Below are 26,114 nucleotides of genomic sequence, written 5' to 3'. Positions count from 1 at the left end.
GCGCGCGTGTATGGCGCGCGCCGGTCCCATAGCGCGGCGGCTTAGCCACCCATCAGCACTTGGATCGGGAAAAGGAACGCGGCGGCCAGGGCAAGGCAGATCAGCCGGGTATGGGGGCGCAGTTCGCTTCGGAAGTAGCCCGCGATCGCGATGGAGAAGAGCCAGACCCCGATAAGGGTCGTGCCCACCGCAAGCAGATTGGCGGGCCAGCTGCTGCGCAGCAAAAGCCCCGGCGAATAGACGAAGACGAACGGGATGATGAACACCGGCCAGCCGATCCGCACCGCTGTCACCGCCGTGCGCATCGGGCTGGTTTCCGCGATGCTCGCCGCGGTGAAGGCCGCGATTGCCACGGGCGGGGAGATCATCGACATCAGTCCGAAATACAGAATGAAGAGATGCGCGGCCATCGGGTCGATGCCCAGTTCGATCAGGGGCGGCGCGGCGAGCGTGACGACAAGCAGGTAGATCCCGGTCGTCGGCATCCCCATGCCCAGGATGACGCAGATCGCGGCGGTCAGGACCAGCAGCAGCAACAGGCTGTCGCGGCCCAGCTCCGTCAGCGTAAAGGTCAGGCCAAAGCCAAGGCCCGTGCTTTCCAGAATGGCGATGACGATCCCGGCGACGGCGCCGATCACGACGATCTCGACCGAGCCTTTGCCCGTGCCGATCAGCGCGTGCAGCACGCTGGCGAAACTGGCGCGTTTGCCTTCGTAGCCAAAGGCCATGTTGGCGGCGAGAAGGGTGCCCGCGGCATAAAGGGCGGCCTCCGCCGGGGAGCGATTCCATACAAACAGCGCGGCAATCAGAACCGCGAAGGGCAGGGGGAAATACCATCCGCCGCGCAGCACCTCGCGCACCGGGCGGATCATGTCTTCGGGGACGGGGGGCAGGTTGCGGCGCCGTGCTTCCAGATCGGCCTGCACGAGGATGGCGAACACGAACAGCAGCGCGGGCACCGTCGCCGCCACCACCACATCGCCGTAGCTCACCCGCAAAAACTCGGCCATCAGAAACGCCACCGCGCCCATGACCGGGGGCATGATCTGACCGCCGGTGGAGGCCACGGCCTCGAACGCGGCGGCGGTGCGGGGGTGAAACCCGGCCTTTTTCATCAGCGGAATGGTGATGATCCCGGTCGAAACCACATTGGCCACGGCGCTGCCGGAGATCGAGCCAAAGAAGGTCGAGGCGACGATGGCGATCTTGGCCGCCCCGCCCCGGCTGCGCCCGACCAGCGCGATGGCAAGATCGGTGAACCATTGCGAGCCGCCGGTGACGCTGAGCAGATTTCCCAGCAGCACATAGATGATCACGATGCTGACGACGACCTGTAGCGGCGTGCCGAAAATCGCCGTGCTGTCGATGGCAAGAAAGGGGAGGAAATCCATCGGCACGATGGCGCGCCCCTGAAGCTGGCCGGGCACATGATCGGCCAGCAGCCCATAGAGGGAAAACAGCCCGACCACCGCGACCAGCCCCAACCCGGTCGTGCGGCGCAGAGCCTCGATCAGCAGCGGGACCAGAAGCACGCCCGCGACCGTGCTTTCGCCGATGTGGGAATAGAATTGCTGCGACAGCACCGGAAAGCGGATCGCGATATGCAGGCCGACGCCAAGCGCGACGAGCGCCAGCACAATGTCGAAGAGCGGCGCGGCATCGCGGGTGCCGCCGGTGCCGGAGCGCAGCAAAAGCCCCGCCGCGATGCAGGCCCCCAGAACGAGCGCGATCAACTGTTCGGGGTAGATCAGCAGGCCCAGCCGGATGGGGCCCTCGGCTGCCATGAACAGGGCCAGCGCCGGGATCACGAAACCCAGTGTCCGCGTCAGAACGCGGGTCAAGCGCTCGGTTCTCATGACAATGCCCTTCAGCCTCGGAAAATGACAGCGGACGCTTTGGGCCCCCGCTGTTCTGGGTCTTCCTGTCGGGTGTGGGTTACCCGTTGGCGTCCATCAGTCCGGCCTCGCGGAAGTAGCGCACGGCGCCGGGGTGGTATTCCAGTTCATAGTCATGCGCGAGGTCGGCGGGGTCGTAATCATTCCAGAGCGGCGAGGACGCTTGCAGCGCTTCGGTGTTGTCCGCGATGGCCTTGACCGTCTGATAGACCGTCTCTTCGTCGAGGTCGGCATTTGCGAACAGCACCACCTCGTAGCGGTGCATCACATTGTCATCGCCGACGCCGACAAGCGCATCGGAGGTTTCGATCGGCTCGATCCGGGTTTTGGGCAGTGCAGCCAACAGCGCGTCGCTGGTCTCGATGGGGATGTAGCGGATGCCGCCATCGATCATGACGTTCATTTCCTGCACCGCGCCCGATCCGGCAGCGGCGATCACCGCATCGACCTGCCCTTGTTTAAAGGCGTCCCAGCTTTTGGGGAGCGAGGCCACGGGCACCTCGGTCACGTCGTCATAGGACAGATCGGCAGTCTCAAGAAACGCGCGCCAGAACGTATCGAACAGCGGCGAGCTGCCGTAGCCTGCGGGAATGCGCAGCCCTTTGAGATCGGCGACCGATTGCACATCGGATTCGGCGCGCACGATGATGCCTTGCGTGAAGGGCACGAGCGTCGCCACCAGCCGCAGGTTTTCGAAGGCTTGGCCTTCGGCCAGACCGGTGCCGCTTTGCGCCATGTAATACTGCATGACGTTCGAGACACCGAAATCCACCCGCCCCATATCGACGGCGGCGATGTATTGTTGCGTGCCGCTCATTTTCTGCGGGCGCATCTGGAAGCCCGCATCGCGCGAGACGACCGCTGCGACGGCATCGCCGATCTGTGCGATGGCGCCGCCTTTCGTGGTGCCGATGGACGCGACCTGAGCCTCGGCCACGACGCCGAAGCTCAGCACGGCCGCGGTGGCCAATGCGATAATATTCCTCATGAACTTTCCTCCCTTGTTATGTCCGGCGGCTGAACCCTGACCGGGGGCCGCGTTGGTCGCGTGTCAGGACGCGTGCGCGCGGGACATCCCCTCCACTGGATGTCCGGTCGCGACGGCGGCAAGCGCCGAGACGTCCGCAGGCAGGGCATCACCCCGCCAGACGATATGCAAATCCGGTCGGATCAGGAAAAGACCGCGCCCATACAGCGCGCGAAGCCTGTCGTCGGGCACCTCTCGTGCCTCTACCGGGGCGCCACGGGCCCGCAGCGCGTCGACCAGCGCGGTGGCGTCCGGCGCGTCCCGCCCCAGCCGCAGCACTGTGTAGCCCGGACCGACGAGATCCTGTAGCGACTTGCCTTCGGTGACCCAGCAATGCGGCAGGCGCACGCCGGTCCATGCGGTGGGGTCGTAGGTGCGAAACCGTTGCTCCGGGCCGCCGGGCTCATCCCAGATCACCGGGCTGTCGACATAGCGATAGCCAAGTTCGGCGCCGATCATCTCGTTCGTCTTGCGCTGCTCGACATCGGCCACGGCGGCAAGCTGCCCGCGCAGGTCCTCGCCGCGCGCGGTGTCCTGCTCCATTTCCGGGGTGTAGAGCCCGCGCCATTTCCGCCGCCCGAGCGAGGCATATCGCGACGCGCCGACATTGCGATCGCCGACCTGACGCCGCTCGACCTCGTAAGACCGCAGAAGGTTCGGCCCCGCCCATCCCTGCAATGTCGCGGCCAGCTTCCACGACAGGTCCACGGCGTCACCGACCCCGGTATTCATCCCCAGCCCGCCGGTGGGGATCACCAGATGCACCGCATCGCCAGCCAAGAACACCCGGCCCGCCCCGTAGCGATCCGCGAGGAGCAGGTTCTGCTTCCACTCGCCGACATAGAGCATTTCGTAATCCACGGGCACACCGACGACCTTTTCGAACTGGTCGGCCATCTGCGCGTCGTTTTCGACCTGCGCGTGCAATGTCCAGTGGCGCGACGAGTCCTGCATAATCAGGAACGAGGATTGCCCGTCCGCGACGTGATAATGCCGCCCCTTGCCGGGGCCGTTTTCCAGCGGCAGGCGGTCGAACAATTCATCGCACCGATACAGCGCCTGACGCAGCCGCAGAATGTCGCCTTCGCCGCGCAGACGGATGCCAAGCGCCTTGCGCACCCGGCTGGAGCCGCCGTCACACCCCACCATGTAGCGCGAGCGGATTTCCTCGGCCCCGGCCTGCGTGCGGATGACGGTGGTGACGCCGGTGGCGTCTTGGCGAAATTCCTCGAACTCCGCGCCATACATCACCCGGACGGAAGGAAGCTCCTCCGCCACGGATTTCAGCAGCGGTTCCAGCGTGTATTGCGAGATAAGCTGATAGGGTTCTGCCGGTTGCGACGTGTCCTCGCTTGCCTCGATTTCGGCGCGCGCCTCGGCGACCGACGGATAATCGAGATGCAGCAGCGGCGCTTCGGTCATGGTCTTGACGATGTAGACATCCATCGGGACATCTTCGTCCAGACCCGCGTCCCGCACCCGCCCGGTCAGCCCCATGCGGCGAAAAATCTCCATCGTGCGGGCGTTGCACCGCTCCATTTTCGGCAAAAATTCCGGCTGTTCCTTACGCTCGACCAGCGTGCAGTTCACGCCCTGCTGCCCAAGCGCCACAGCCATGGTCAGGCCAACCGGCCCCGCGCCCACGATCAAGACATCCGTATTGATGGCCAAGTCTTCGCCCCCACTGCTGCAATTTCCGAAAACCTACAGAGGCGGATTATTCAGGTCAAGAGATACCGCACTGAATCTCATATTATGGGATTGCATACAATATCGGCGATTGTTCGCTCGTGTCAGACCCCGTAAAAGAACGGACACAGGGCGCGCCAAACGATGAGGTTGAGATGTTAAGCAATGAACGAATGCTCTCGGTCCTCGACCTATTCGATCTGGAGCAACCTGAATGGACCTTCGATGAAATCGGCGCCCGGATCGAATGCGGGCGCTCGACGCTTTACCGGCATATCAAGCTGCTGGTGGATGCCGGGCTGCTGATGACGGTGACGGAATCGGTCTATCGGCTGGGGCCTCGGATCATCGAATTCGACCACCAGATCCGTGCCACCGATCCGCTGATCCGCGCGGCCCGACCCCTGATGGGAGAGATCGTGCGCGAGGAGGCGGGCGTCAGCCTGCTGTGCCGCCGCTATCGCGATCGCGTGCTCTGTGTGCATCAAGAGGCCAGCACCACGCATTTTTCCAGTAATTACGAGCGTGGCCGCGCGCGTCCGCTGCTGCGCGGGGCCGCGTCGCTGGCGATCCTGATGCACTTTCCCAGCCATCAGCTGGCGAAGCTCTACGATCAGATGCCGGAGGCGCTGGAGGATGCGGGGCTTGGGTCATCGCTGACGGAGCTGCGCGCCAATCTCAGGGCGATGCGGCAGAATGGCTGGGTCACCACCGAGGGGCAGGTGACGCCCGGCGTGACCGGCATCGCGGCGCCGGTCTTTGGGCGCGGCGACGAGATCAGCGCCAGCCTGAGCCTGACGATCCCAGAGACCGGCCTGTCGGACGAGCGCCGCGAGGCGTTGGGCAAACGCATCCTGTTCTGCGCCCGCGTGGTGACAAGCGCCTCTCAGTAGAAAATAAGTAATTCTCTCATTATGAGAAAATGCCCAAGAGTTAGTTGACAACAAGTCTCCCGTTCGTAGTGTTGCGCTGTAGAGCACGACAGCTCGCGCTTTGGGAGGAGACGCATGTCCGTACTCGCGGAAGTCATCGACGATCTCGTGACCGGGAGCCGTATCCTTGCGGCTGAGGGCATCTGTGACGCATTCGGCCATGTGAGCGCGCGCCATCCCGACCGGGACGACCGGTTCCTGCTGGCCCGTGCGCAGCCGCCCGAACTGGTCGAACATGATGACATCATGGAGTTTGAACTCGACGGCACGCCGGTGGGCGATGACGGGCGCAAGCCGTTTCTGGAGCGCTTCATCCACGGTGCGCTCTATGCCGCCCGCGAGGATGTCCGCTCGGTCGTGCACAGCCATTCGCACAGCGTCATCCCGTTCACCGTGACCGAAGCCAAGCTGCGGCCGCTGCTTCATAGCAGCGCCGTGCTGGGCAAAGACGTGCCGGTGTGGGACGCCCAGACGACATTCGGGGATACCAACCTGCTAATTTCGTCCAACGAGATGGGCGAGGATTTCGCCGACGTGCTGGACAGCGGAACCTGCGCGTTGATGCGGGGGCATGGATCGACGGTGGTTGGGCGTTCGGTCCGGGAGGCGGTTTACACCGCCGTCTATCTGGAGGTGAACGCCAAGCTGCAAATCAGCGCGTCCTCACTGGGTGAGATAAAGCATCTGACCGATGGGGAGATCGACCTGATCCAATCGCGTCTGGCCGATGCCAAGCCGGGCGAAGGATATGACCGGGCCTGGCAATTCTGGTGCCGACGCGCAGGCATGGCGCATACCTATGCCGGGTCCGACACATGACCGGCGAAACGGTGCCCTTGTCCGCGGGTCGGTTCGGCAGCGATGTGATCGCCGAAACCCTGCGGGACTGTGCCATTCCCTATGTCGCGCTGAACCCCGGCGCCAGTTTTCGCGGGTTGCACGACAGTCTCGTCAACCATCTCGGCAACCGCGCCCCCGAAATCCTGCTATGCCTGCACGAAGAACACGCCGTCGCCATCGCGCATGGCTATGCCAAGGTGACGGGTCGGCCCATGGCGGCGGCGGTGCATTCCAATGTCGGGCTGATGCACGCGACCATGGCGATTTTCAACGCGTGGTGCGACCGGATGCCGGTGCTTGTCCTAGGGGCGACCGGGCCTGTCGATGCGGCGCAGCGGCGGCCTTGGATCGACTGGATCCACACCTCCGCCGATCAGGGCGCGCTGGTGCGGTCCTATGTGAAATGGGATGCGCAGCCTGCCTCCGTGGCGGCGGCGCGGGAGGCCGTGTTGCGCGGCACGGTTCTGTCGCGTAGCGCCCCGCAGGGTCCGGTCTATATCAATTTCGACACCGAAACGCAGGAAGGCCCGGCCCCGGACCAGCCGCTTGCCGAGGCCGCCCGGTTTCTGGAGATCCCCAGCAGCGGCGCCAGCCGCGCGAACCTGCGCGATGCGGCGCAGAGGCTGTCGCAGGCCAAGCGCATCGTCATCCTTGCCGGGCGGGTGTCGCGCGGGTCGGCGGCGTGGCAGGACCGGATCGCGCTGGCCGAAGGGTTGGGCGCTCAGGTCATCACCGATACGAAAGTCGCCGCCGCCTTTCCGACGGATCATCCCGCCTATGTGGGCGACCTGCGCGGGGGGCGGGGGGCAGAGGCGCGCGCCGCGCTGGCGGCGGCGGATGCCGTGCTGGCGCTCGATTGGGTCGATCTGAAGGGCGCGCTCGATATCGCGGCGCCTGCTGACACGGCGCAGGTCATCCGCGTCACGCTGGACCCCCATAGCCATAATGGCTGGTCGATGGATCATCAGGCGCATCCGCCCGCCGATCTGATGATCGGGGCGGAGCCTGACATCTTTACCGCCGATCTGCTGGACGAAATGGCGCTGCCACGCGGGGAGAGCTACCGCGCGGTCCCGCAGACGCCGCCAAAGCCGGACGGCACCCGCATCGATGTGGCGCGGATCGCGTCCGAGCTGCAAGCCGCGCTCGGCGATCTGCCGGCCACGCTGACCCATGTGACGCTGTCATGGGATGGCACGTTCTGGCCGTTCCGCGAGCCGCTCGACTATCTCGGCTCCGATGGCGGGGGCGGGCTGGGCGCCGGGCCGGGGCACGCCATCGGTGCCGCGCTGGCCCTGCGTGACATGGGCTCGGACCGGGTGCCGGTCGCGATCTGCGGCGATGGCGATTTCCTTATGGGTGTCACCGCGCTTTGGACAGCCGTGCATCACCGCATTCCGCTGTTGTTGGTGATCGCGAACAACCGATCCTTCTACAATGACGAAGTGCATCAGGAAAAAGTCGCGCGGATGCGCGGGCGCGATGTCGCCAATAAGGGCGTAGGCATCCAGATGACCGATCCCGGCATCGCCTTGGCCGATATGGCGCGGGCGCAAGGCTGCACCGCGTTCGGCCCGGTCGAGGATGCGGGCGCGCTTTGCCAGACCTTCAAGGATGCCATCGCCATCACACAGGCGGGCGGCGTCGCCGTTGTCGAGGTGGAGACCGCGCCCGGCTATCCGCCCGCGCTGGTCAGCGCCCTGACCACCACCGTCCAGACCGATCAAAAGCAAGCCGCCACCACAGGCTGAACAACCACGAGCGTCGCCAAGACGCCGACGACCCCCGGCACACGGGGACACTGTTCAATGGGAGAGAGATTGATGTTTACCGAGAGTTTGACCCAATTCGGGCGCCGCAGCTTTGCCAAGCTCGCCGCCGCCGGGGCCGTCATGGCGCTTACCGGCACCGGCGCGCTTGCGCAGGACGACGCCGCGAATTTCTACGAAGGCAAGACGGTGACGATCTATGTCGGGTTCAGCCCCGGCGGGGGATACGATCTGTATGGCCGCCTCGCCGCTGATTTCCTCGGCGATCACATTCCGGGCAACCCCACCGTCATCGTTGAAAACATGCCCGGTGCAGGCGGACGGCGCGCGGCGCAGTTCCTGTATCAGGCCGCTCCGCAGGATGGCACGGCCCTGTCCGTGATCGTGCAGTCCATCGCGCTGGACAGTGCGACCGGAGCTATTCCGGGCGATCTCGACGCGTCCGAGTTCAACGCCATCGGGCGGCTGACGGCGAATTACGAAATGGGCATCGTCTGGCATGAAATGCCGGTCAAATCCTTTGAGGATGCCAAGGTGCACGAGATCGCGTTCGGCTCCACCGGGGCGGGGTCTGCCTCCTATTTCGTGCCGAAGATGCTCAACGATATCGAAGGCACGAAATTCAACGTGATCGCGGGCTATCGCGGCACCTCGGCCTCGACCCTCGCGATGGAGCAAGGCGAAATCGACGCCGCCATGATCGGTCTGGCCGGGCTGCGCGCCTCCCGCCCCGATTGGCTGCCCGACGGCACAGCGGTGCCGATCTGGCAGCTTGCCGTTGAGCCGCATCCTGATTTCCCCGACGTGCCTGCGGTGGGCCAACTGGGCAATACCGACGCGGACAAGGAAATGCTGCGGCTGGTCGCCGGGGCGGCGTCGGTCGGGCGGTCGCTTGTCACCACTCCGAACGTGCCTGCCGAGCGTGTGGAAATCCTGCGCACCGCCTTCGACGAGATGCTGCAAGATGCCGATTTTCAGGCAGCCGTGACCCAGCGCAATCAGGAGATCGATCCTGCGACCGGCGCGGAGCTTCAGCAGATCATCGCCGACCAGATGAACGTGTCCGATGCCGCGATCGAGCAGATCCGCGGGTATCTGGTCGCGGAATGAACCTGTGGCGGCGCTGCGGCGCCGCCATCCATCCGAAGGGGGGAGCGAAATCTTGACACTTGCGTCGGCAGACATGGACGAACTGGTTCGGCATCGCGCCTTGTATTGGGGCGGCGACTGGCACGCGCCGCAGGCGGGGCGGACCTTCGGCTCCGTCGATCCGTCGAATGGCGACGATCTGGGTGCGGTGCCGCGCGGCGATGCGCAGGACGCCGACCCCGCCGTGGCCGCTGCACGCGACGGGTTCGAGATATGGCGCCACACCCCGCCGCAGGAGCGCGCCCGACTGCTCCGGCAGGCCGCGCAGATCATCCGCGAAAACGCGGAGCGCCTTGCCTATGTCGATGCCGCCGACGGGGGCAACCCGATCAGCAAAGTGCGCTCGGATGTTGAAATTGCCGCCAAGCGGTTCGAGTTCTTTGCGGGCCTCATCACCGAATTGAAGGGCGACACCGTTCCGGGGCGGGACGGGACGCTGAACCTGACCACCCATGAGCCGGTCGGCGTGGTCGCCCGGATCGTGGCCTTCAACCACCCGTTCATGTTTTCCGCAAGCCGCCTTGCCGCGCCGCTTGCCGCCGGGAACGCGTGTATCATCAAGCCGCCCGAACAGGCGTCGCTGTCGGCGCTGATCCTGGCAGAGCTGATCGGTCCGATTTTTCCGCCCGGCGTCGTGACGATCCTGACCGGGCAGGGCGATCTGGGGGCCGCGCTGTCGCGCCATCCCGGTGTCGATATGGTGACGTTGGTCGGCAGTGTCCCCACCGGCAAGGTCGTGATGCAGGCGGCGGCGGAAACGCTGAAGCCGGTCGTGCTGGAACTGGGCGGTAAGAACGCGCTCATCGCCTATCCCGACGCCGATCCCGAAGCGGTCGCGGAGGCGATGGTGGACGGGATGAATTTTACATGGTGCGGGCAGTCCTGCGGCTCGACCAGCCGCGCGTTTCTTCATGCCGATCTCCATGATGCGGTGCTGGCCCATCTGGCCGACAAGATCGCAAGGTTCCGCCCCGGTCCGCCGCTGGCCGAAGACACGTCGATGGGCTGTCTGATCGACGCGACCCACCATCGGCGTGTGCTCGACTATATTGAAACGGGCAATGAGGAGGGCGCGCGCCTGATCCACGGCGGCGGCGTGCCCGACGATGACGCGCTGTCAGGCGGGTGCTTTGTGGACCCGACGGTGTTTGCCGATGTCACCCCCGATATGCGCATCGCGCGGGAGGAGATCTTTGGCCCCGTGTTGAGCGTTCTGCGCTGGACGGACGAGCCGGACATGCTGCGCGATGTCAACGCGCTGCCCTATGGGCTGACCTGCGCGATCTGGACCGATAGCCTGCGGACCGGGCTGCGGGCCGCGGGCGAAGTGCGCACCGGCTATGTCTGGATCAACGATGTGTCCAAGCACATTCCGGGCATGCCCTTTGGCGGGGTGAAGCAATCCGGCATCGGGCGGGAGGAGTCGCTGTCCGAGCTTTATGCCTTCACCATCGAGAAGGCGCTGCACGTCAACTTCTCCGGGACGCGCTAATGGATGTCAGCAGCGCGGCCGCCGCCGCCGAAGCCCTTTCCACCCTGCTTGATCCGTTCCGGCTTCTGATGCTGGGATGCGGGGTCTTGATGGGGCTGTTCCTTGGCATCGTGCCGGGGATCGGCGGGCTGGCGGGGATGGCGCTGCTGCTGCCCTTCACCTTTAATATGGACCCGTTCGCCGCATTCGCGCTGCTGCTGGGCATGTCGGCGGTGATCGGCACCAGCGACACGATCCCGGCAGTCATGTTCGGCGTTCCCGGCACGGCAGGCGCGCAGGCCACCATCCTCGACGGCAACCCGATGGCGCGCAAGGGCGAGGCCGGTCGCGCGCTGAGCGCGGCCTTCACCGCGTCGCTGATCGGGGGGCTTGTGGGGGCGTTGCTGCTGGCGCTGACGATCCCGATCCTGCGGCCCTTCGTGCTCTATATCGCGTCGCCGGAGCTTCTGGCCTTTTCGATATTCGGCATTTCGATGGTGGCGGTCCTGTCGGGCACCGCGCCGTTGCGGGGGCTTGTCGCGGCCGGGGTGGGCATTTTGCTGTCGATGATCGGATCAGACCCCCAGACCGGCACGATGCGCTGGACTTTGGGGCAGCTTTACCTCTGGGACGGGCTGCCCATCGTGCCGCTGGTTCTGGGCCTGTTTGCGCTGCCGGAACTGGCCGATCTGGCGATCAACCGGCGCGCCATCTCCGAGACCGCGAAATACGACACGCGCAGCGGCATGCGGCAGGGCGTGCGGGACGTATTCGCCAACTGGTGGCTGGTGATCCGCTGCGGCGGCATCGGGGCGGCAATCGGCGCGATCCCCGGCATGGGGTCGGCGGTCGTCGACTGGATCGCCTACGGCCATGCCGCGCAGACCGTGAAGGGCGCGAAAGAGACATTCGGGACGGGCGATGTGCGCGGGGTCATCGCGCCTGAATCCGCCAATAATTCGCTCACCGCCGGATCGCTGGTGCCAACGGTGGCCTTCGGTGTGCCCGGTTCGGCGGCGATGGCGATCCTGCTCGGGGTGTTCCTGATCCACGGGCTGGAGCCGGGGCCCAAGATGCTGTCGGAAAATCTGGCCGTGACCTACACAATGGTCTGGTCCGTCGCCATCGCCAACATTCTGGGCGCTGGCCTGTGCTTTGCCTTCAGCGGGCAACTCGCGAAAATCGCGCTGCTGCGCTACACCGTGATCCTGCCGCCGGTGCTGACATTCGTCTTTATCGGGGCCTATCAGGCATCGCGCAGCTGGGGCGATCTGTATGCGCTGCTGATCTTTGCGGTGATCGGCTGGCTGATGAAGCAGTTCCGCTGGCCGCGCCCGCCCCTGATCCTTGGCTTCGTGCTTGGATCGCTGATCGAACTTTACATGTTCATCTCGGTCAATCGGTTCGGTTTCGAATGGCTGAGCCGTCCGCTGGTGGCCGTGCTGTTGCTGGCGTCGCTGCTGATGATCGCGCTGCCCGCGCTGAAATGGCTGCGCGGCTACCGCCGGGTGCCGGACACGGGGCCCGTGCGTCAGCGCCCGTCACTGCACCGCGCCGACATGATGTATCTTATCCTCCTTGGCCTTGCCGGGTGGATGGTGTGGCAGGCATGGTCGTGGCCCTTCGACGCTCGGATCGGACCGCTGTCGGTCGGGATCTTTGTGCTGAGCGTCGGCGCGATCAGCTTTGCCGCCGCGCTGGCCAGCCGGGCCCGTCCAAGCACGGGACAGGGGGGCGCGGGGCAGGGCGAGGCCGGGCACATGGACACGCCGCTGGCCGCAAACGGTCTGACCGGCGGGATGACCGCCCGCCGCGCCGCGCTGTTCGGGGCGTATCTCATGGGGTTTCTGGGTGCGATTGCCGTCATCGGCATGATCCCGACCGTCGCTGTCTTTACGGTCGTCTACATGCGGCTGGAGGGCCGCGAAAGCTGGCGCAAGATCGCCATCGAGGCCGCGTGCCTCGTGCTGAGCGTCTGGGCCGTGTTTGACCGGCTGCTCCACATTCCGTGGCCCGGCTCCGTTCTGGGGCAGATCCTCCCCATCCTTCAAATCATCCCGTCGGTCTGACCGGCGGACATCTCGACCCTACTCAGAAGAGGCTACCCATGCAGTATATCGATGCATTCAACCATTTCTTTCCCGCCAAGCTGTGGGACCGGATGGAAAATCTGGACGGCGCCGGGCGCAACATCCACTCCCGCATGCAGGGCATTCCCTGCATCTTCGACATCGATGAACGGTTGCGGGTGATGGACCAGTTCGAAAACTACCGGCAAGTGCTATCGCTGGGGATGCCGCCGCTGGAATCGATGGGATCGCCGGAGACCGTGACGGAGCTGGCCCAACTGGCCAATGACGGGCTGGCCGAACTCTGCGCGCAACATCCCGACCGGTTCCCCGGCTATCTTGCGGCGCTGCCGATGAATGCGCCCGACGCCGCCGCGCGGGAACTGGAGCGTGTGTTCGAAGCCGATACCGGCGCGGTAGGCGTGCAGATCCACACCAATATCAACGGGCTGCCGCTGGACGATCCGCAATTCCTGCCGGTGTTCGAGGTGGCCGAGAAATTCGACCGCCCGGTGTTCCTGCATCCCTCGCGCGGGGAGGAAATGCCCGATTACGCCAGCGAGGACAAATCCCGCTATGAGATCTGGTGGACCTTTGGCTGGCCCTATGAAACCAGCGCGGCGATGGCGCGGATCGTGCTGTCGGGCATGATGGACCGGATGCCGAACCTCAAACTTCTGGCGCATCATCTGGGCGCGATGGTGCCCTATTTCGAAGGCCGCGTCGGCCCCGGTCAGGACCAGTTGGGCAAGCGGACGACGACCGAGGATCTGAGCCACGTCCTGCGCGATCTGAAAAAGCGCCCGGTCGATTATTTCAAGGATTTCTACGCCGACACGGCGGTTTTCGGGTCGCGGGCGGCGACGGTGTGCGGGCTGGAATTCTACGGCGCGGACAAGGTGCTGTTTGCGTCCGACTCCCCCTTCGATCCCGAAAAGGGACCGGGCTACATCCGCGACACGATCGCGGTGCTGGAGTCGCTCAACCTGCCGCAGGAGGAGATGGAGAAAATCTGTTTCCGCAACGCGCAGAGCCTATTCCGCATCGACTGACCCCCTGCCCACGGGCGACGGCGCGCGACAGGCGCGCCGTCCACCGCCCGCGCCGGACTTCCGCCGCCTCGTGATGCCCCATCCCGCCCCACGTCTGATGCCAGAATTTGCACATCGCGTCCTTGCCGCCTGATTGGCGGTCTGTGACATATGCGAAGTATATACTTGAGCCGATTGGCGATGTATTTGAATTCGATAGCCTTTGGTCGTTCTACCATTGCGCGCGCAAGACACCGTGAGGGATGACGGGACACTGAATGGCGAAAGACAAACCGGAAACGTTGCATGGCCGGATTCTAGACGAATTTTCCCGCAAGATCGTTGACGGCACTTGGCCGCCGGGCTTTCTCCTTCCCAAGGAAACCGAACTTGCCACGCAATACGGCGTGTCGCGCATGACCATGAACAAGGTGCTGACCCGGCTGGCCTCGGACGGGTTTGTCATCCGGCGCAAGCGCAGCGGCACGGTCGTGGCACAGCCGCGCGCGGAATCCGCCGTGCTGGCGATCAACAATATCGGCGAAGAGGTCGCGGCGCTGGGGCGGCGGTATAAATGGGCGCTGCTGTCGAGCGAAAACCGCACCGGCAATTCACAGGACCGCCGGTTGCTCAGCCTCAACGAAGACGAGCCCGGCGAAAACGCGCTGTTTCTGCAAGGGCTGCATTATTCCAATGACGAGCCGTTCTGCCTTGAGACGCGGGTCATCAACTCCGCGCTGGTCCCCGATGCGCTGAGTGTCGATTTTCAGGCGGAGGTGCCGGGCACATGGCTGTTGAAAACCATGCCGTGGACCAAGGCGCGCCACCATGTGCGCGCGATCAATGTCTCTGGGCGCGATGCGACGCTGCTGGAATTGCCCGCAGGCGCGGCCTGTCTGGAAATGCTGCGCCGCACGCAGATCGAAGACAACTGGGTGACCTGCGCCCGGCTGCTCTATCCCGGCGAGGCGCATCAGCTGATCGCGGAATTCGACGGGAAGGTCGGGGTCTGACCCGCGCAAGGGAGGGCGCGGCCCGACCGCGCCCGGAGCCATGCAGATCAGACGATGCGGGCCATCGCCTCGAGAAACTGGTCGTTTTCCCAATCGAGCCCGACGGACACCCGCAGAAACGTCTCGAACCCGTCCTGTTTCCACGGCTTCACGATCACACCGCAATCGATCAGGCGATCCGCAACCCCGGCCGAAGGTTGCCCGCAATCGACGAACAGGAAATTGCCCTTCGACGGCAACACCCGCAGGCCGAGCGCCGCCAGCGCCTGTTCCATCCGTGCCCGCTCCGCGAGGGTGGCGGCGACGGCGCGCGCCATGTCTTCGGTATGGGTCATCGCCGCCAGCGCCGCAGCCTGCGCCACCGCATTGGTGTTGAAAGGCGTGCGCACAAGGTTCATCGCCGCGATCACGTCATCGCTGTTGGACATGCCGTAGCCGATGCGCAGCCCCGCCAGCCCATAGGCCTTGGAAAAGGTGCGCAGGATCAGCAGCGGCTTGTCATGCCCGGCCAGCCGTTCGGCCCCCGACGCGTAATCCGGGCCCGCCGCATATTCGACATAGGCTTCGTCAAGGCAAAGCAGGCTGTCGGGGTGCTGCGCGGCGAGCAAAGCGGCCAGTTCATCGGGGCCAAGCCACAGCCCCGCCGGGTTCATCGGGTTGGCGATCAGCGTCAGCCGCACCGGGCGGGCCGCAGCGGCCAGCAGCGCGTCCATGTCGATCCTGCGATCCGGGGTCAGGCCGATGCGGGTGACCGTGGCCCCCATCATGGTCGCGTAATCCTCGTGCAGCGGAAAGGACGGAAACAGCGTCACGACCTCATCGCCCGGGTTCAGCACCGCGCGGGCCAGCACATTCAACAGGTCTTCCGAGCCGTCGCCCAGAATGACACGCTCCGCCGCAGCACCCGTCTGCCGGGCGATTTCATCGGCCAGAACGCGGGCCGACGGATCGGGGTAGATATTGGGCCGGGCAATGGCCTCCGCCATCGCCGTGGTGATCGCCGCGCTGACCGGATGGGGGTTTTCGTTGGAGCCGAGTTTTGCGATGGGATGACCCTTGGCGCGCGCGGCGACATCGTCGAGCGTCAGCCCGGAATTGTAGCGCGTAAGGCGGTCCAGCTCTGCACGGGCGGAAAACTTGGGGGGCGTCATGGGAATCTCCGTTGACTCGCTGGAGCCATTTGACCAATTTATGTATATACTTATACTTGTCGGAGTGAGAGAAAATGCAAGGTGAAAATGACGGCACCGCCGATCTGAAGTTCAATTTCTCCGGCAAGACCGTGTTCGTCACCGGGGCCAGCCGCGGAATCGGGCGCGAGATCGCCCATGCTTTCGCGCGCGACGGGGCGCGGCTAATCCTCAGCGCCCGCACCGCCGAAGCACTGGCCCCCGTCGCCGCCGAGATCCGCGAAATGGGCGCGCAGGTGACATGCCTTGCCCTCGATCAACGCGACACCTCCGCGATCCGGGCGCAGATTGCACCGCTGGGCCCGATCGACGTGCTGGTGAACAATGCCGGCGTCGAAGAAGTGCGCGCCACGCTCGATGTGGACGAAGCCCTGTGGGACAAAATCGTCGATACCAACCTGAAAGGCGCGTTTTTCGTGGCGCAGGCCGTCGCCGCGCAGATGGCCGAAACCGGGCGCGGGGCAATCATCAATCTGGCGTCGCTGACCTCTTTCGTCGGCGTTCCCGGTGCCGTGCCCTACAGCGCCTCGAAAAGCGGGATCCTTGGCATGACCCGCGCCATGGCTGCGGAATGGGCGCCGAAAGGCATCCGGGTGAACGCCATCGCACCGGGCTATTTCGAAACCGACATGACGAGCGTGTTCTACGAGGATAAGGACTGGGTCGCGCGGATGGTCGGCAGTATACCCGCCGGGCGGTTGGGCGATCTTGCGGACCTCACCGGGGCGGTGCGGTTCCTTGCGTCGAGCGGGGCCAATTATATCGCCGGTCAATGCGTGGTCATCGATGGCGGATATCTGGCCAATATTTAGGCACCGTGCGAACCCCCGGCGCGCCGCGCTTCTCCCAGTAAAATAAGTATATACTTTTAATTTGAGAAGTGCTTACTTTCTCTTATAGCAGATCTCAGGGGCACCGATGACAGATCAGATCGCCGCAAACGCAAATACCGCTTTGACCGAGCGGCAGGTCGCTGTGCGGGCCAGTCATGTCTCCATGGATTTCGGCGGCGGCACGCTTGCGGTGAATGACGTCAGTTTTGAACTTGAGCGCGGGCGCTTCCTGACCATTCTCGGGCCGTCCGGTTCCGGCAAGACGACGCTATTGCGGATGATCGCCGGGTTTCAGAAACAGACCGCGGGCGAGATCACGATCAATGGCAAGGCCGTCGATTCCGCGCCGCCGCACCGCCGCTCCATCGGGATGGTGTTCCAGAAACTCGCCCTTTTCCCCCATATGACCGCCGCCGAAAACGTGGCTTTCCCGCTCAAGATGCGGCGCTTCAACCCGCGCCAGATCAAGGGCCGGGTCGCGCAGTTTCTGGATCTGGTGAAGCTGGGCGATTACGGCGACCGCCGGATCAACGAATTGTCGGGCGGCCAACAGCAGCGCGTCGCCATCGCGCGGGCGCTGGTGTTCGAACCCGATCTTTTGCTGCTGGATGAGCCGCTGGCCGCGCTGGACGTGAAACTGCGCGAGGAAATGCAGCTGGAGTTCCGCCGCATCCAGCACGAACTGGGCGTCACCACGATCAACGTCACCCACGATCAGCGCGAAGCGCTCGTCGTCTCGGACGATATCATCGTCATGGATGGCGGTCGGGTTCAGCAGCACGCCGATCCGGTCAACCTGTATCGCGCGCCGCAAAACCCCTTCGTCGCCGGGTTTCTGGGGCTGTCGTCCTTTGTCGAAGGCACCGCCACGGCAGATGGCAATCTACAGGTGGGCGGGGTCGTCGTGCCGGGCATGGCGCAGGGCGATGTCGTCGCGGGCGCGCCGGTTCTGGCCGCGATCCGCGCCGAACAGATCCGCCTTGCCGGGACGCAGGCCGCGCTTGGCGCCTGTGACATGCGGCTCGACGGCACCGTGATCGACACGATTTTCGAGGGCGAGCGGCAGATGTATGTGGTCGAGGTCGGCGCGCTGCGGGGCGCCACATTCCGCGTCTATCACCACGATCCCGACAGTTTCGGCCTGTTCGCCATCGGCGACAGCATCGCGCTTGGCTGGAATCGCAGCGACCTGAAGATCTTTCCGGCTGCGGCCTGACAATTTCATAACCATAAGAAACTGCACACCAACAGTAGGAGACTACCGAATGACCAAGAAGTATTCACGTCGGAGCGTTCTGCGCACGGGTCTGGCCACCAGCGGCGCCGCCTTGCTGACCGCATTGCCCGCAGGCCGTCTGCTGGCGCAGGAGCCCGAAAAACCCTCCGAGATCATCGTGCGCGCTTGGGGCGGCGAATGGGTGGAATCGCTGAAAAACGGCGTCTCCGACCGGTTCACCGAAATGACTGGCATTGCCGTGCGTCATGACCTGACCGAAGACAACGAAATCCAGCCGAAAGTCTGGGCTGCCGTCGCGCAGGGCCGGGTGCCGCCGATCCACATCAACTGGGACACCACGACCAACGCCACCAAATCGGCGCTGCGCGGGGTGACCGAGGATATCGCGGATCTGCCCAACCTCGCCAACACCACCGATCTGGCAAAGCCCGTCGGGCTCGAAGGTTTCCCGCTCGTCAACACCTATGGCTATGTCTATGTGCTGGCCTACCGCCCCGAAGCGTTCCCCGATGGCCCGCCCGCCTCGTGGCGCGATCTGCTCGACCCGAAATTCAAGGGCCGCATCGCGCTTTACAATGACGGCATCGGCTTCCACTTCCCGGCGCAGGTCGCGGGCGGCGGCAGCCTCGAAGACATCCCCGAAAACATGGAAGCCTGCTGGGATTTCGTGCGCGAGATGAAGGCCCAGAACCCGCTCTTGGGCGAAGACCCCGATTTCACCACATGGTTCCAGAACGGCGAAATCGACGCAGCCTGCACCATTTCGACCAACGCGCTGGCGGCCAAGAAAAACGGCGTCGAACTGGCATGGACCGTGCCGGAAGAGGGCTGCAAGTTCGACACCGACTGCCTGTGGATTCCGAAAGGTCTGCCGGAGAACGAACTGTATTGGGCCAAGCAATACATCAACCTCGCCCTGTCGCAGGAAAGTCAGCAGATCTGGCTTGACGGGCTTGGGCTTCCGGGTGTCGTGCCGGGCCTCACCCCGCCAGAAGGTCTGGCCGGTGATCCGTCCTACCCGACCGAGCCGGTCGATTTCGAAAACCTGATCCGCGTGTCGTCCGCGGTGCAGGTCCAGCACGAAAGCGACTGGTTCGCCAAGTTCAAGGAAATCATGCAGGGCTAATGCGCTGCATGTCAGGCGCGGGGGATAGATCGCCCGCGCCTGACCCCTTTGCAGGCCGTGCGCCCTGGCCCTGATCCCCGGCCCCGCACGGACCCGCCCCCTCTCATCGAGATGCCGGAACCCGCCATGCCCGTCACCCCGTCCAAGGACGCCCCCAGCACCGATTTCCGCTACCCGCTGCGCTGGCGTGTCATGGATGCGTTGAACTTCATGCTGGATAAATTCTGGCCCGCGCGCATGTCCCCCTATACCGGCTGGGCGCTCATCATGCCTGCGCTGCTGCTCGTCGGGCTTCTGGTCCTGGGCCTGTTCAAGATGGCCGACAGTTCGTTGCACACGCTCGACCGGTCGACCTTCATGCAGTCCGAAGCCTACACGCTGGAAAATTACCAGACGGTGATGGACAGCGCGACCTATGCGCGCGTCGCTCTGCGCTCCGTCTATGCTGCCGGCCTGACGGTGTTTTTCACGCTGCTGCTGGCGCTGCCCTATGCCTATATCATGGTCCGCACGACCAGTTCGCTGGTGCGTAAGGCGCTGCTTGTCATCCTGTTTCTGCCGTTCTTCATCGGTCAGGTGGTGCGCGCCTACGGGCTTTTGATCATCCTCGGCACCACCGGCGTCGCCAACAACGCGCTCGGGCTTGTGGGGATCGAACCGATCCGCCTGCTGTTCAATTTCCCCGCCGTAGTGTTCGGGCTGGTGCAATATATGCTGCCCTTCGCGGTGCTGATGCTTGCGCCCGCCCTGACCGCGATCCCGCGCGAAACCGAAACCGCCGCGTCGTCGCTAGGCGCCAACTGGGTGCAAAGTTTCCGGCATGTCGTTCTGCCGATGGCCAAGCCCGGCCTGATCGGGGCGGGGCTGGTGGTCGGCACGCTGGCGCTGACCGATTTCGCCATGCCCGCCATGCTGGGCGGCGGCTCGCAGGATTTCATCGCCAACGCGATCTATGACCAGTTCTTCCGCACGGCGGACCAAGGCCTTGGGGCCGCGCTGGCGCTGCTGCTGGTTGTGCTGGGCTCGCTGTTCGTGGGGGTCGTTATCGCGATCTTCGGCGCGGGCACATTGGGCATGGGAGCCAAGAAATGACCGCCAGATCGCAGCGCATCCTGTTCTGGGCCATTGTCTGGTTCTGCATACTCATCCTGTCGGTGCCCACGGTCATCGTCGTTGGTGCGTCGTTTACAACCGCCAACATGATCTCCTTCCCGCCCGAAGGCTTCACCCTCAAATGGTATGAGAAAATCGCCCTCGCCCGCGATCTTCAGCAGGCGTTCATCCGCTCGCTGATCGTGTCCACCGTCTGCCTCATCGTGTCGGTGCCGATCGGCACATTGGCGGGGCTGGCCCTGTCGCGGTTCAAGCTGCGGTTTGCCAATGCGGTGCAGATCTACCTGCTGCTGCCCTTTACCGTGCCGCTGATCGGATCGGGCATCGGGATGATGCTGATCTTTGGCGAATGGCGCATCCTCGGCAGCCTGTGGCCCGTGGGTGTGGCGCTGGCGGTCATCAATCTGCCCTTCATCATCTGGTCGGTGTCATCCTCCGCCGCCGCGCTCGACAGCGATCTGGAGCTTGCAGCGTCAAGCTGCGGGGCAGGGCGGTTCGAAACCTTCTGGTTCGTGACCCTGCCGGGGCTGATGCCCGGCGTCATCACCGGCGGGCTGCTGATGTTCGTGCTGGCGATGAGCGAATTCCTCGTCTCGCTGCTGCTGACCGACGCGCGCACCGTGACCCTGCCGGTTCAGATCTATAACAACATCCGTTCGATCATCACGCCGGACCTTGCGGCGGTGTCTTCCGTCTTTGTGGTGATCGCTTTGCTTGCGGTCTGGTTGCTCGACCGGCTCGTGGGCCTTGAAATCTTCCTGAAATCCAAATGACGGCGGGCCGCCCGTGGTGGCGCGCCTTCTCCCTCGATCTCACTGAAAGCTTCTGTCATGTCCGACATCACCATCAAGAAACTCGCCGATCTCGACGCCGCCGAACGCGCCGCCCTCACCCGCCGCTCCGAGGCGGACCTGTCGTTCTTCCTCGATAAGGTGCAGCCGATCATCGACGCCGTGAAAACCGAAGGCGACGCCGCTCTGGTGCGGTTCGGGCGCGACTTCGACAAGGCCACCTCCCTGACCGCCGAGACGCTGAAAGTGTCCCCTGCGGAATTCGACGAAGCCTATGAGATGGTCGACCCCAAGGTCATCGACGCGATCCGTTTCGGCATCGAAAACATCCGCACCTTCCACGAAGAGCAAGCGCCCGAACCGATGTGGCTGAAAGAGGTCCGCCCCGGTGCCTATGCCGGCGACCGCTACATGCCGATCAAATCGGTCGCGCTCTATGTGCCGCGCGGCAAGGGCTCGTTTCCCTCCGTCACCATGATGACCGCCGTGCCGGGCGTCGTGGCCAAGGTGCCCAATCTGGCGATCTTCACCCCGCCGGGCCCGGACGGGAAGGTGGACGCCGCCACGCTCGTCGCCGCGCGCATCGCCGGGGTCGAAACCGTGTATAAATGCGGCGGCGCGCAGGCCGTCGCAGCCGCCGCCTTCGGCACCGAAACGATCGCCAAGGCGCAGAAAATCGTGGGACCGGGCAGCCCGTGGGTCGTCGCCGCGAAACGCCTGCTGGCGGGCGTCATCGATCCCGGTCTCCCCGCAGGCCCGTCCGAGGTCATGATCCTTGCCGATGATACGGTGTCGGGCCGTCTCGCCGCGATGGATCTGCTGATCGAGGCCGAGCATGGCCCCGACAGCTCCGCATGGCTTGTCACCCCGTCCGAGCGCGTGATCGAAGAGGCCCTCGCCGCGCTGCCCGAACTGTGGGGCAAGATGACCGAACAGCGGGTCGAATTTTCCCGCACTGTGCTGACCGAGGCCTCCGGCGGTATCGTGCTGGCCCGCGATATGGACGACGCCTGCGCATTCGTGAACGACTACGCGCCGGAGCATCTGGAAATCCTGTCGACCAAACCGTTCGATTATCTGGGCGACATCACCGAAGCCTCCGAAATCCTGCTGGGCACGCACACGCCCGTATCGATTGCGAATTTCGCGCTCGGTCCCAACGCGGTGCTGCCGACATCGAAGGGCGCGAACACCTATGGTCCGCTGTCGGTGACCGATTTCATCCGCCGCAGCTCCATCGGCTACGTCACCGAAAAGGGCTACCCGGAAATGGCGCAGGCGGCCAAGACGCTTGCGGAGTACGAAGGCTTCTCGTCCCACGCCAATGCGGTCAGCGACCTGCGCCAAGACTACCTGAAAGCCAAATGATCGACGCGGTTCGCCTGCACGGGGTCGCGGATCTCAGATACGAGTCCGTCCCCCCACCCCCCGCACCGGCCCAAGCCGAGGTGACACTTGCGGTGTCGGTCGCGGGGATCTGCGGCTCTGACCTGCATAATTACCGCACCGGCGCGTGGATCAGCCGCGCGCCCTCGGTCGCCGGGCACGAATTCACCGGCACCGTGATGCAGGTGGGCGCGGATGTGGCCCATGTGGCGGCAGGCGACCGCGTGATCGTGGACAGCCGCTGGACCTGCGGCACCTGCGCGGCCTGCCGCGCGGGCGTCGGGCAGGTCTGCGAGAAGCTCGGCTTTCTGGGCGAAATCATCGACGGCGGGTTTGCCCGGCAGGTGACCTTGCCCGCCCGCAATGTGCTAAAGGCCCCGGCCGGTGTCGCCGACCGCCACCTCGCGATGGCGGAGCCTCTGGCCGTCGCGCTGCATGCGCTGAACCTGATGGCCCTGCCCGCCGGGGCGGAGCTTGTCGTGACCGGATGCGGCCCCATCGGCGCGCTGGTCACGTTGCTGGCCACCCGCGCCGGGCACCCGGTGCGCATCCTTGACCGCAACGAAGCCCGCAGCGCCGTGGTCGCCCGCGCCACCGGCGCCCGCGTCACCGATCTCGATGCGCTGGCATCCCGGGCCTACCGCTATGCCATCGACACCACCGGCAACGCCCCTGTCATCACCGGACTTGTCGCGCAGATCGGCGGCGCCAGCCGTCTGGGGCTGGTGGGCATCGGCGCCGCCGCGCAGATCATCGACCCGGTGCATCTGGTCGAACGCGAAATCGCGCTGATCGGCTGTCATGCCTTTGGCGATGAGCTTGCCACCATCGGCGACATGCTCCCCGCGCTGGCGCCCCATCTCGATCCGTTCATCGCGGAAACCATTTCCCTCGCTCAGGTTCCCGCCGCCTATGACCGGCTGCTCGCGGGCGATGCCGACGGGATCAAAACCCTTATCCAAATCGGAGAAGATCATGGCCACTGACACCCGAACGCTGTCCCGCACGGCGGAAATTCGTGCGGTGGCGCGTCAGGATGTGCCGCGTGCCCAGACCATGCTGGAAACGTTCATCGCCGACCTTTTCGACATCCCCGTGACCGGGCTGCGGATCAATCAGGATCAGTATTCGCTCAATTCGCTGAACGGGTTCTTTACCTCCGGCGCGGATGCGTTTTTCTTCAAGTTTCACCAAGAAGACGGCGAAGAGGAGATGACCGGCGAATATTACCGCGCCGATATCCTGTCGCAGGCCGGTCTGCCCGTGGACCAGCCGGTGCATATCTCGACCCTCGCCGGGGAACAGGTGCTGATCTACCGCCGTCGGTCCGATCCGCGCTTCTCGGATGTGCTGTTCGATCTGGACCAGACCCCCGACGCGACCGCCACCGCCCGGGCCCGCGCTGCCGAGACGGAGCTTAACACCCGCATCCTGGCGGTCGCGCAGAAGACCCTGCACCCGATCACCCCGCAGGAGGCCGCCGCCGAACCGATCCACCGCCTATTCTACGAACGCCTGATCGACCTGCCCGGCGGGCACTATCCCGGTGGGCGTCTCGCGAAATTCTATGTCGGCAAGCAGTTCGCGTTTCCCAACGATGTCGCCCTGCACTGGGATCAGATCGCGGATGCGCCGGTGCGGATCAACGGCCTTGCCTATGAGGGCACGCTGCGACAGGCGTTCGATACCGCGCTGGTCCGCTACGCGCCGGAAAACACCGCCACCGCCGGGGGCATCGTGGCCCATGGCGACGCCCATAACGCCAATGTCTGGTATGAACGCGGCACCGCGCAGGACCGGCTTGCCTTCTTCGATCCGGCCTTTGCGGGCAATAAGGTTCCCGCGCTGCTGGCCGAGGTCAAATCGACCTTCCACAATATCTTTGCCCATCCGTTCTGGCTCTATAATCCCGATATGGCGGCCGAGCGCTATCAGGCGCGCGTGACGCTCGACGATGGGGTTTTGAGCTTCGACACCGATTGGCAGCCCGGCCCGGCACGGCGCGCGCTGCTGGAGGCGAAATCCGAAACCTTCTGGAAACCGTGGCTTGCGCATCTGCGCGACGCGGGCCTGTTGCCGCAGGATTGGGAGCAGATCCTGCGCACGGGGCTGTTTCTGTCGCCGACGCTGGTGATGAACCTCAACGCGGGCGAAGGCGGCGACCGGCATAATCCCATCTCCTCGGCCATCGGGCTCAGCGTTGCGCTTTCCGCCGCCTCCCGCCCCGTGACGGGGGAGGACATGTTCACCCGGTTCTTTGACGCGGTGCGCCCCGAATGACGCTTGAGCGCCGGTTTCAGAATGTCGATGACTTCGCCCGCGCGGCGCGGCGCTACCTGCCGCGCATCTTCGCGGATTACATCGATGGCGGCGCGTTTTCCGAGCGGACCCTGCGCCGCAACCGCGACGATTTCGACGCCTACGCGCTGCGCCAGCAGGTGCTCACCCCCTTGCCGGACCATGCCGATCTGTCGGTGACCGTGGCCGGGCGCAGATCCCGCTTGCCGTTCGGACCGGGGCCGGTCGGCTTTCAGGGGCTGTATCGGCGCAACGGCGATATCGCGATCGCGCAGGCCGCAGCCGACGCGCAGATCCCCTTCGTGCTGTCGACATTCTCCATCAACGGGCTCGGCACCATCAAGCAGGCGACGGGCACCGCGCCGGATTTTCAGCTTTATCTCGACCAAGACCCGGAGGTGAACGCCGCCTATCTGGCCTCCTGCAAGGCGCATGGCGTCGAGCGGATCTTTCTCACCGTCGACACCGCCATCACCTCGGTCCGCGAACGCGATGTCAGAAACGGCTTTCGCAGCATCGACCGTATGACCCCCGGCTTGATGTGGCAATTCGCCCAGCGTCCGGCATGGTCGCTGGATCTGCTGCGCGGTGGTTTTCCGCAGGTCGAACTGGTCCGCGGACGCCCGGAATTCGGACGCGGCGCGATGGCGCAGGCGGGCAATCTGTCCCGGCGGCTCGACAAGTTTCTGACATGGGACACGGTCGCGCAACTGCGGCAGGACTGGCCCGGCCAACTGTTCATCAAAGGCATCGCCGATCCCGACACTGCCGCGCGCGCCGCTGATGCCGGGGCCGATGGCATCGTGCTGTCCAATCACGGCGGCAGGCAGCTTGACCACGGGCAATCCACCGTCGCCCTGATCCCCGAAATCCGTCAGGCGCTCGGCCCGTCCGCAGCGCTCTGTGTCGATAGCGGCTTCCGGCGCGGCAGCGATATCATCAAGGCGCTCGCCCTCGGCGCGGATTTCGTGCTGATGGGGCGGCCTTTCGCATGGGCCGTCGCCGCCGGGGGGCAGGCCGCCGTGGCGCATCTGATCGCGCTGCTCGAAACCGAATTGCGGATCACCCTGAACCTGATGGGTCTGTCCTCGGTCGACGATCTGCGGCGCGCGGGCACCGACGTCCTGCGCCCGCAATCGCGGTAGGGCCACTGGGCTTAGAACCGGCTCCGCGCAGTTATTAACATAATCTTGCTTACCCGTGCGCCGCGCCCGTGGCTTGCCGGGTGTCCCGCTATCTGCAACATACGGGGCAA

The 26,114-nt window shown here is 64.8% G+C and carries 21 protein-coding genes; 17 read left to right on the top strand and 4 right to left on the bottom strand.

The window, feature by feature from the left end; all coding sequences use genetic code 11:
- Window positions 1–41: 41 nt before the first annotated feature.
- The 3 genes from CBW24_RS17795 to CBW24_RS17785 all read right to left on the bottom strand — a co-directional run bounded on the left by CBW24_RS17795 (window position 42) and on the right by CBW24_RS17785 (window position 4,593).
- Entirely contained in the window at window positions 42–1,856 is a 1,815-nt protein-coding gene (locus tag CBW24_RS17795) for a TRAP transporter permease (protein ID WP_097374594.1), read from the bottom strand.
- 79 nt (window positions 1,857–1,935) lie between these two features.
- On the bottom strand, window positions 1,936–2,883 hold the full coding sequence (locus CBW24_RS17790; protein ID WP_088664834.1) for a TAXI family TRAP transporter solute-binding subunit: 948 nt from the start codon (window positions 2,881–2,883) through the stop codon (window positions 1,936–1,938).
- A 63-nt stretch (window positions 2,884–2,946) separates the two neighbouring features.
- Window positions 2,947–4,593: an FAD-dependent monooxygenase gene (locus CBW24_RS17785; RefSeq protein WP_088664833.1), complete on the bottom strand. Its 1,647-nt coding sequence runs from the start codon at window positions 4,591–4,593 to the stop codon at window positions 2,947–2,949.
- 191 nt (window positions 4,594–4,784) lie between these two features.
- On the opposite strand from CBW24_RS17785, the gene CBW24_RS17780 reads away from it, so the two are divergent.
- The 8 genes from CBW24_RS17780 (at window position 4,785) to CBW24_RS17745 (ending at window position 14,885) form a co-directional block, all read left to right on the top strand.
- Window positions 4,785–5,504, top strand: coding sequence for an IclR family transcriptional regulator (locus CBW24_RS17780; RefSeq protein ID WP_198405305.1), 720 nt, complete (start codon window positions 4,785–4,787; stop codon window positions 5,502–5,504).
- A gap of 114 nt (window positions 5,505–5,618) precedes the next feature.
- Window positions 5,619–6,362 (top strand): class II aldolase/adducin family protein, encoded by a 744-nt coding sequence (locus CBW24_RS17775; protein WP_097374592.1) that lies wholly within the window; start codon window positions 5,619–5,621, stop codon window positions 6,360–6,362.
- Entirely contained in the window at window positions 6,359–8,134 is a 1,776-nt protein-coding gene (locus CBW24_RS17770; RefSeq protein ID WP_097374591.1) for a thiamine pyrophosphate-binding protein, read from the top strand. Before CBW24_RS17775 ends, CBW24_RS17770 begins: the two co-directional genes overlap by 4 nt.
- A 72-nt stretch (window positions 8,135–8,206) precedes the next feature.
- Window positions 8,207–9,262 carry a Bug family tripartite tricarboxylate transporter substrate binding protein gene (locus tag CBW24_RS17765; RefSeq protein WP_157773271.1) on the top strand — a complete coding sequence of 352 codons (1,056 nt, stop codon included), beginning with the start codon at window positions 8,207–8,209 and terminating at the stop codon, window positions 9,260–9,262.
- A 52-nt stretch (window positions 9,263–9,314) separates the two neighbouring features.
- Window positions 9,315–10,793, top strand: a complete 1,479-nt coding sequence (locus CBW24_RS17760; protein WP_309765975.1) for an aldehyde dehydrogenase family protein — start codon at window positions 9,315–9,317, stop codon at window positions 10,791–10,793.
- On the top strand, window positions 10,793–12,841 hold the full coding sequence (locus tag CBW24_RS17755; RefSeq protein WP_097374589.1) for a tripartite tricarboxylate transporter permease: 2,049 nt from the start codon (window positions 10,793–10,795) through the stop codon (window positions 12,839–12,841). The genes CBW24_RS17760 and CBW24_RS17755 overlap by 1 nt, the downstream gene beginning before the upstream one ends.
- Before the next feature lie 38 nt (window positions 12,842–12,879).
- Window positions 12,880–13,893: an amidohydrolase family protein gene (locus CBW24_RS17750; RefSeq protein WP_088664872.1), complete on the top strand. Its 1,014-nt coding sequence runs from the start codon at window positions 12,880–12,882 to the stop codon at window positions 13,891–13,893.
- A 257-nt stretch (window positions 13,894–14,150) separates the two neighbouring features.
- A complete protein-coding gene (locus CBW24_RS17745) occupies window positions 14,151–14,885 on the top strand; it encodes a histidine utilization transcriptional repressor HutC (RefSeq protein ID WP_097374588.1) in 735 nt (244 codons plus the stop codon).
- A 47-nt stretch (window positions 14,886–14,932) separates the two neighbouring features.
- Here CBW24_RS17745 and hisC read toward each other — a convergent pair whose 3' ends face one another.
- Window positions 14,933–16,036: a histidinol-phosphate transaminase gene (hisC, locus tag CBW24_RS17740; protein WP_097374587.1), complete on the bottom strand. Its 1,104-nt coding sequence runs from the start codon at window positions 16,034–16,036 to the stop codon at window positions 14,933–14,935.
- Window positions 16,037–16,110: 74 nt separating this feature from the next.
- Here hisC and CBW24_RS17735 point away from each other — a divergent pair, with 74 nt between their 5' ends.
- The 9 genes from CBW24_RS17735 to CBW24_RS17695 all read left to right on the top strand — a co-directional run bounded on the left by CBW24_RS17735 (window position 16,111) and on the right by CBW24_RS17695 (window position 26,004).
- Entirely contained in the window at window positions 16,111–16,887 is a 777-nt protein-coding gene (locus tag CBW24_RS17735; protein ID WP_097374586.1) for an SDR family NAD(P)-dependent oxidoreductase, read from the top strand.
- A gap of 106 nt (window positions 16,888–16,993) precedes the next feature.
- Entirely contained in the window at window positions 16,994–18,124 is a 1,131-nt protein-coding gene (locus tag CBW24_RS17730) for an ABC transporter ATP-binding protein (protein WP_097374585.1), read from the top strand.
- Between the two features lie 49 nt (window positions 18,125–18,173).
- Window positions 18,174–19,271 carry an ABC transporter substrate-binding protein gene (locus CBW24_RS17725; protein ID WP_097374584.1) on the top strand — a complete coding sequence of 366 codons (1,098 nt, stop codon included), beginning with the start codon at window positions 18,174–18,176 and terminating at the stop codon, window positions 19,269–19,271.
- 126 nt (window positions 19,272–19,397) lie between these two features.
- Complete coding sequence (locus CBW24_RS17720) at window positions 19,398–20,363, top strand: ABC transporter permease (RefSeq protein ID WP_309765951.1); 966 nt, start codon at window positions 19,398–19,400, stop codon at window positions 20,361–20,363.
- Window positions 20,360–21,157, top strand: coding sequence for an ABC transporter permease (locus CBW24_RS17715; protein WP_088664865.1), 798 nt, complete (start codon window positions 20,360–20,362; stop codon window positions 21,155–21,157). The genes CBW24_RS17720 and CBW24_RS17715 overlap by 4 nt, the downstream gene beginning before the upstream one ends.
- A gap of 57 nt (window positions 21,158–21,214) precedes the next feature.
- Window positions 21,215–22,543: a histidinol dehydrogenase gene (gene hisD / locus CBW24_RS17710; RefSeq protein WP_097374582.1), complete on the top strand. Its 1,329-nt coding sequence runs from the start codon at window positions 21,215–21,217 to the stop codon at window positions 22,541–22,543.
- Window positions 22,543–23,547 (top strand): zinc-dependent alcohol dehydrogenase, encoded by a 1,005-nt coding sequence (locus CBW24_RS17705; RefSeq protein ID WP_097374612.1) that lies wholly within the window; start codon window positions 22,543–22,545, stop codon window positions 23,545–23,547. The genes hisD and CBW24_RS17705 overlap by 1 nt, the downstream gene beginning before the upstream one ends.
- Window positions 23,537–24,841, top strand: coding sequence for a hypothetical protein (locus tag CBW24_RS17700; RefSeq protein WP_097374581.1), 1,305 nt, complete (start codon window positions 23,537–23,539; stop codon window positions 24,839–24,841). The genes CBW24_RS17705 and CBW24_RS17700 overlap by 11 nt, the downstream gene beginning before the upstream one ends.
- Window positions 24,838–26,004: an alpha-hydroxy acid oxidase gene (locus CBW24_RS17695; protein WP_097374580.1), complete on the top strand. Its 1,167-nt coding sequence runs from the start codon at window positions 24,838–24,840 to the stop codon at window positions 26,002–26,004. The genes CBW24_RS17700 and CBW24_RS17695 overlap by 4 nt, the downstream gene beginning before the upstream one ends.
- The last annotated feature ends 110 nt before the right edge of the window (window positions 26,005–26,114 follow it).

Origin of the sequence: Pacificitalea manganoxidans, assembly GCF_002504165.1 — a bacterium.
In the GTDB taxonomy this organism is placed as follows: Bacteria; Pseudomonadota; Alphaproteobacteria; order Rhodobacterales; family Rhodobacteraceae; genus Pacificitalea; species Pacificitalea manganoxidans.
Note: the sequence above shows the minus strand (reverse complement) of the source record. Positions and strands in the feature narration are given on the sequence as shown.

Bases quoted from the DNA above. Each gene is read 5' to 3' on its own strand.
- CBW24_RS17795 (WP_097374594.1), bottom strand. From the start codon at position 1,856: ATGAGAACCGAGCGCTTGACCCGCGTTCTGACGCGGACACTGGGTTTC.
- CBW24_RS17790 (WP_088664834.1), bottom strand. From the start codon at position 2,883: ATGAGGAATATTATCGCATTGGCCACCGCGGCCGTGCTGAGCTTCGGC.
- CBW24_RS17780 (WP_198405305.1), top strand. From the start codon at position 4,785: ATGCTCTCGGTCCTCGACCTATTCGATCTGGAGCAACCTGAATGGACC.
- CBW24_RS17775 (WP_097374592.1), top strand. From the start codon at position 5,619: ATGTCCGTACTCGCGGAAGTCATCGACGATCTCGTGACCGGGAGCCGT.
- CBW24_RS17770 (WP_097374591.1), top strand. From the start codon at position 6,359: ATGACCGGCGAAACGGTGCCCTTGTCCGCGGGTCGGTTCGGCAGCGAT.
- CBW24_RS17765 (WP_157773271.1), top strand. From the start codon at position 8,207: ATGTTTACCGAGAGTTTGACCCAATTCGGGCGCCGCAGCTTTGCCAAG.
- CBW24_RS17755 (WP_097374589.1), top strand. From the start codon at position 10,793: ATGGATGTCAGCAGCGCGGCCGCCGCCGCCGAAGCCCTTTCCACCCTG.
- CBW24_RS17750 (WP_088664872.1), top strand. From the start codon at position 12,880: ATGCAGTATATCGATGCATTCAACCATTTCTTTCCCGCCAAGCTGTGG.
- CBW24_RS17745 (WP_097374588.1), top strand. From the start codon at position 14,151: ATGGCGAAAGACAAACCGGAAACGTTGCATGGCCGGATTCTAGACGAA.
- hisC (WP_097374587.1), bottom strand. From the start codon at position 16,036: ATGACGCCCCCCAAGTTTTCCGCCCGTGCAGAGCTGGACCGCCTTACG.
- CBW24_RS17735 (WP_097374586.1), top strand. From the start codon at position 16,111: ATGCAAGGTGAAAATGACGGCACCGCCGATCTGAAGTTCAATTTCTCC.
- CBW24_RS17730 (WP_097374585.1), top strand. From the start codon at position 16,994: ATGACAGATCAGATCGCCGCAAACGCAAATACCGCTTTGACCGAGCGG.
- CBW24_RS17725 (WP_097374584.1), top strand. From the start codon at position 18,174: ATGACCAAGAAGTATTCACGTCGGAGCGTTCTGCGCACGGGTCTGGCC.
- CBW24_RS17720 (WP_309765951.1), top strand. From the start codon at position 19,398: ATGCCCGTCACCCCGTCCAAGGACGCCCCCAGCACCGATTTCCGCTAC.
- CBW24_RS17715 (WP_088664865.1), top strand. From the start codon at position 20,360: ATGACCGCCAGATCGCAGCGCATCCTGTTCTGGGCCATTGTCTGGTTC.
- hisD (WP_097374582.1), top strand. From the start codon at position 21,215: ATGTCCGACATCACCATCAAGAAACTCGCCGATCTCGACGCCGCCGAA.
- CBW24_RS17700 (WP_097374581.1), top strand. From the start codon at position 23,537: ATGGCCACTGACACCCGAACGCTGTCCCGCACGGCGGAAATTCGTGCG.
- CBW24_RS17695 (WP_097374580.1), top strand. From the start codon at position 24,838: ATGACGCTTGAGCGCCGGTTTCAGAATGTCGATGACTTCGCCCGCGCG.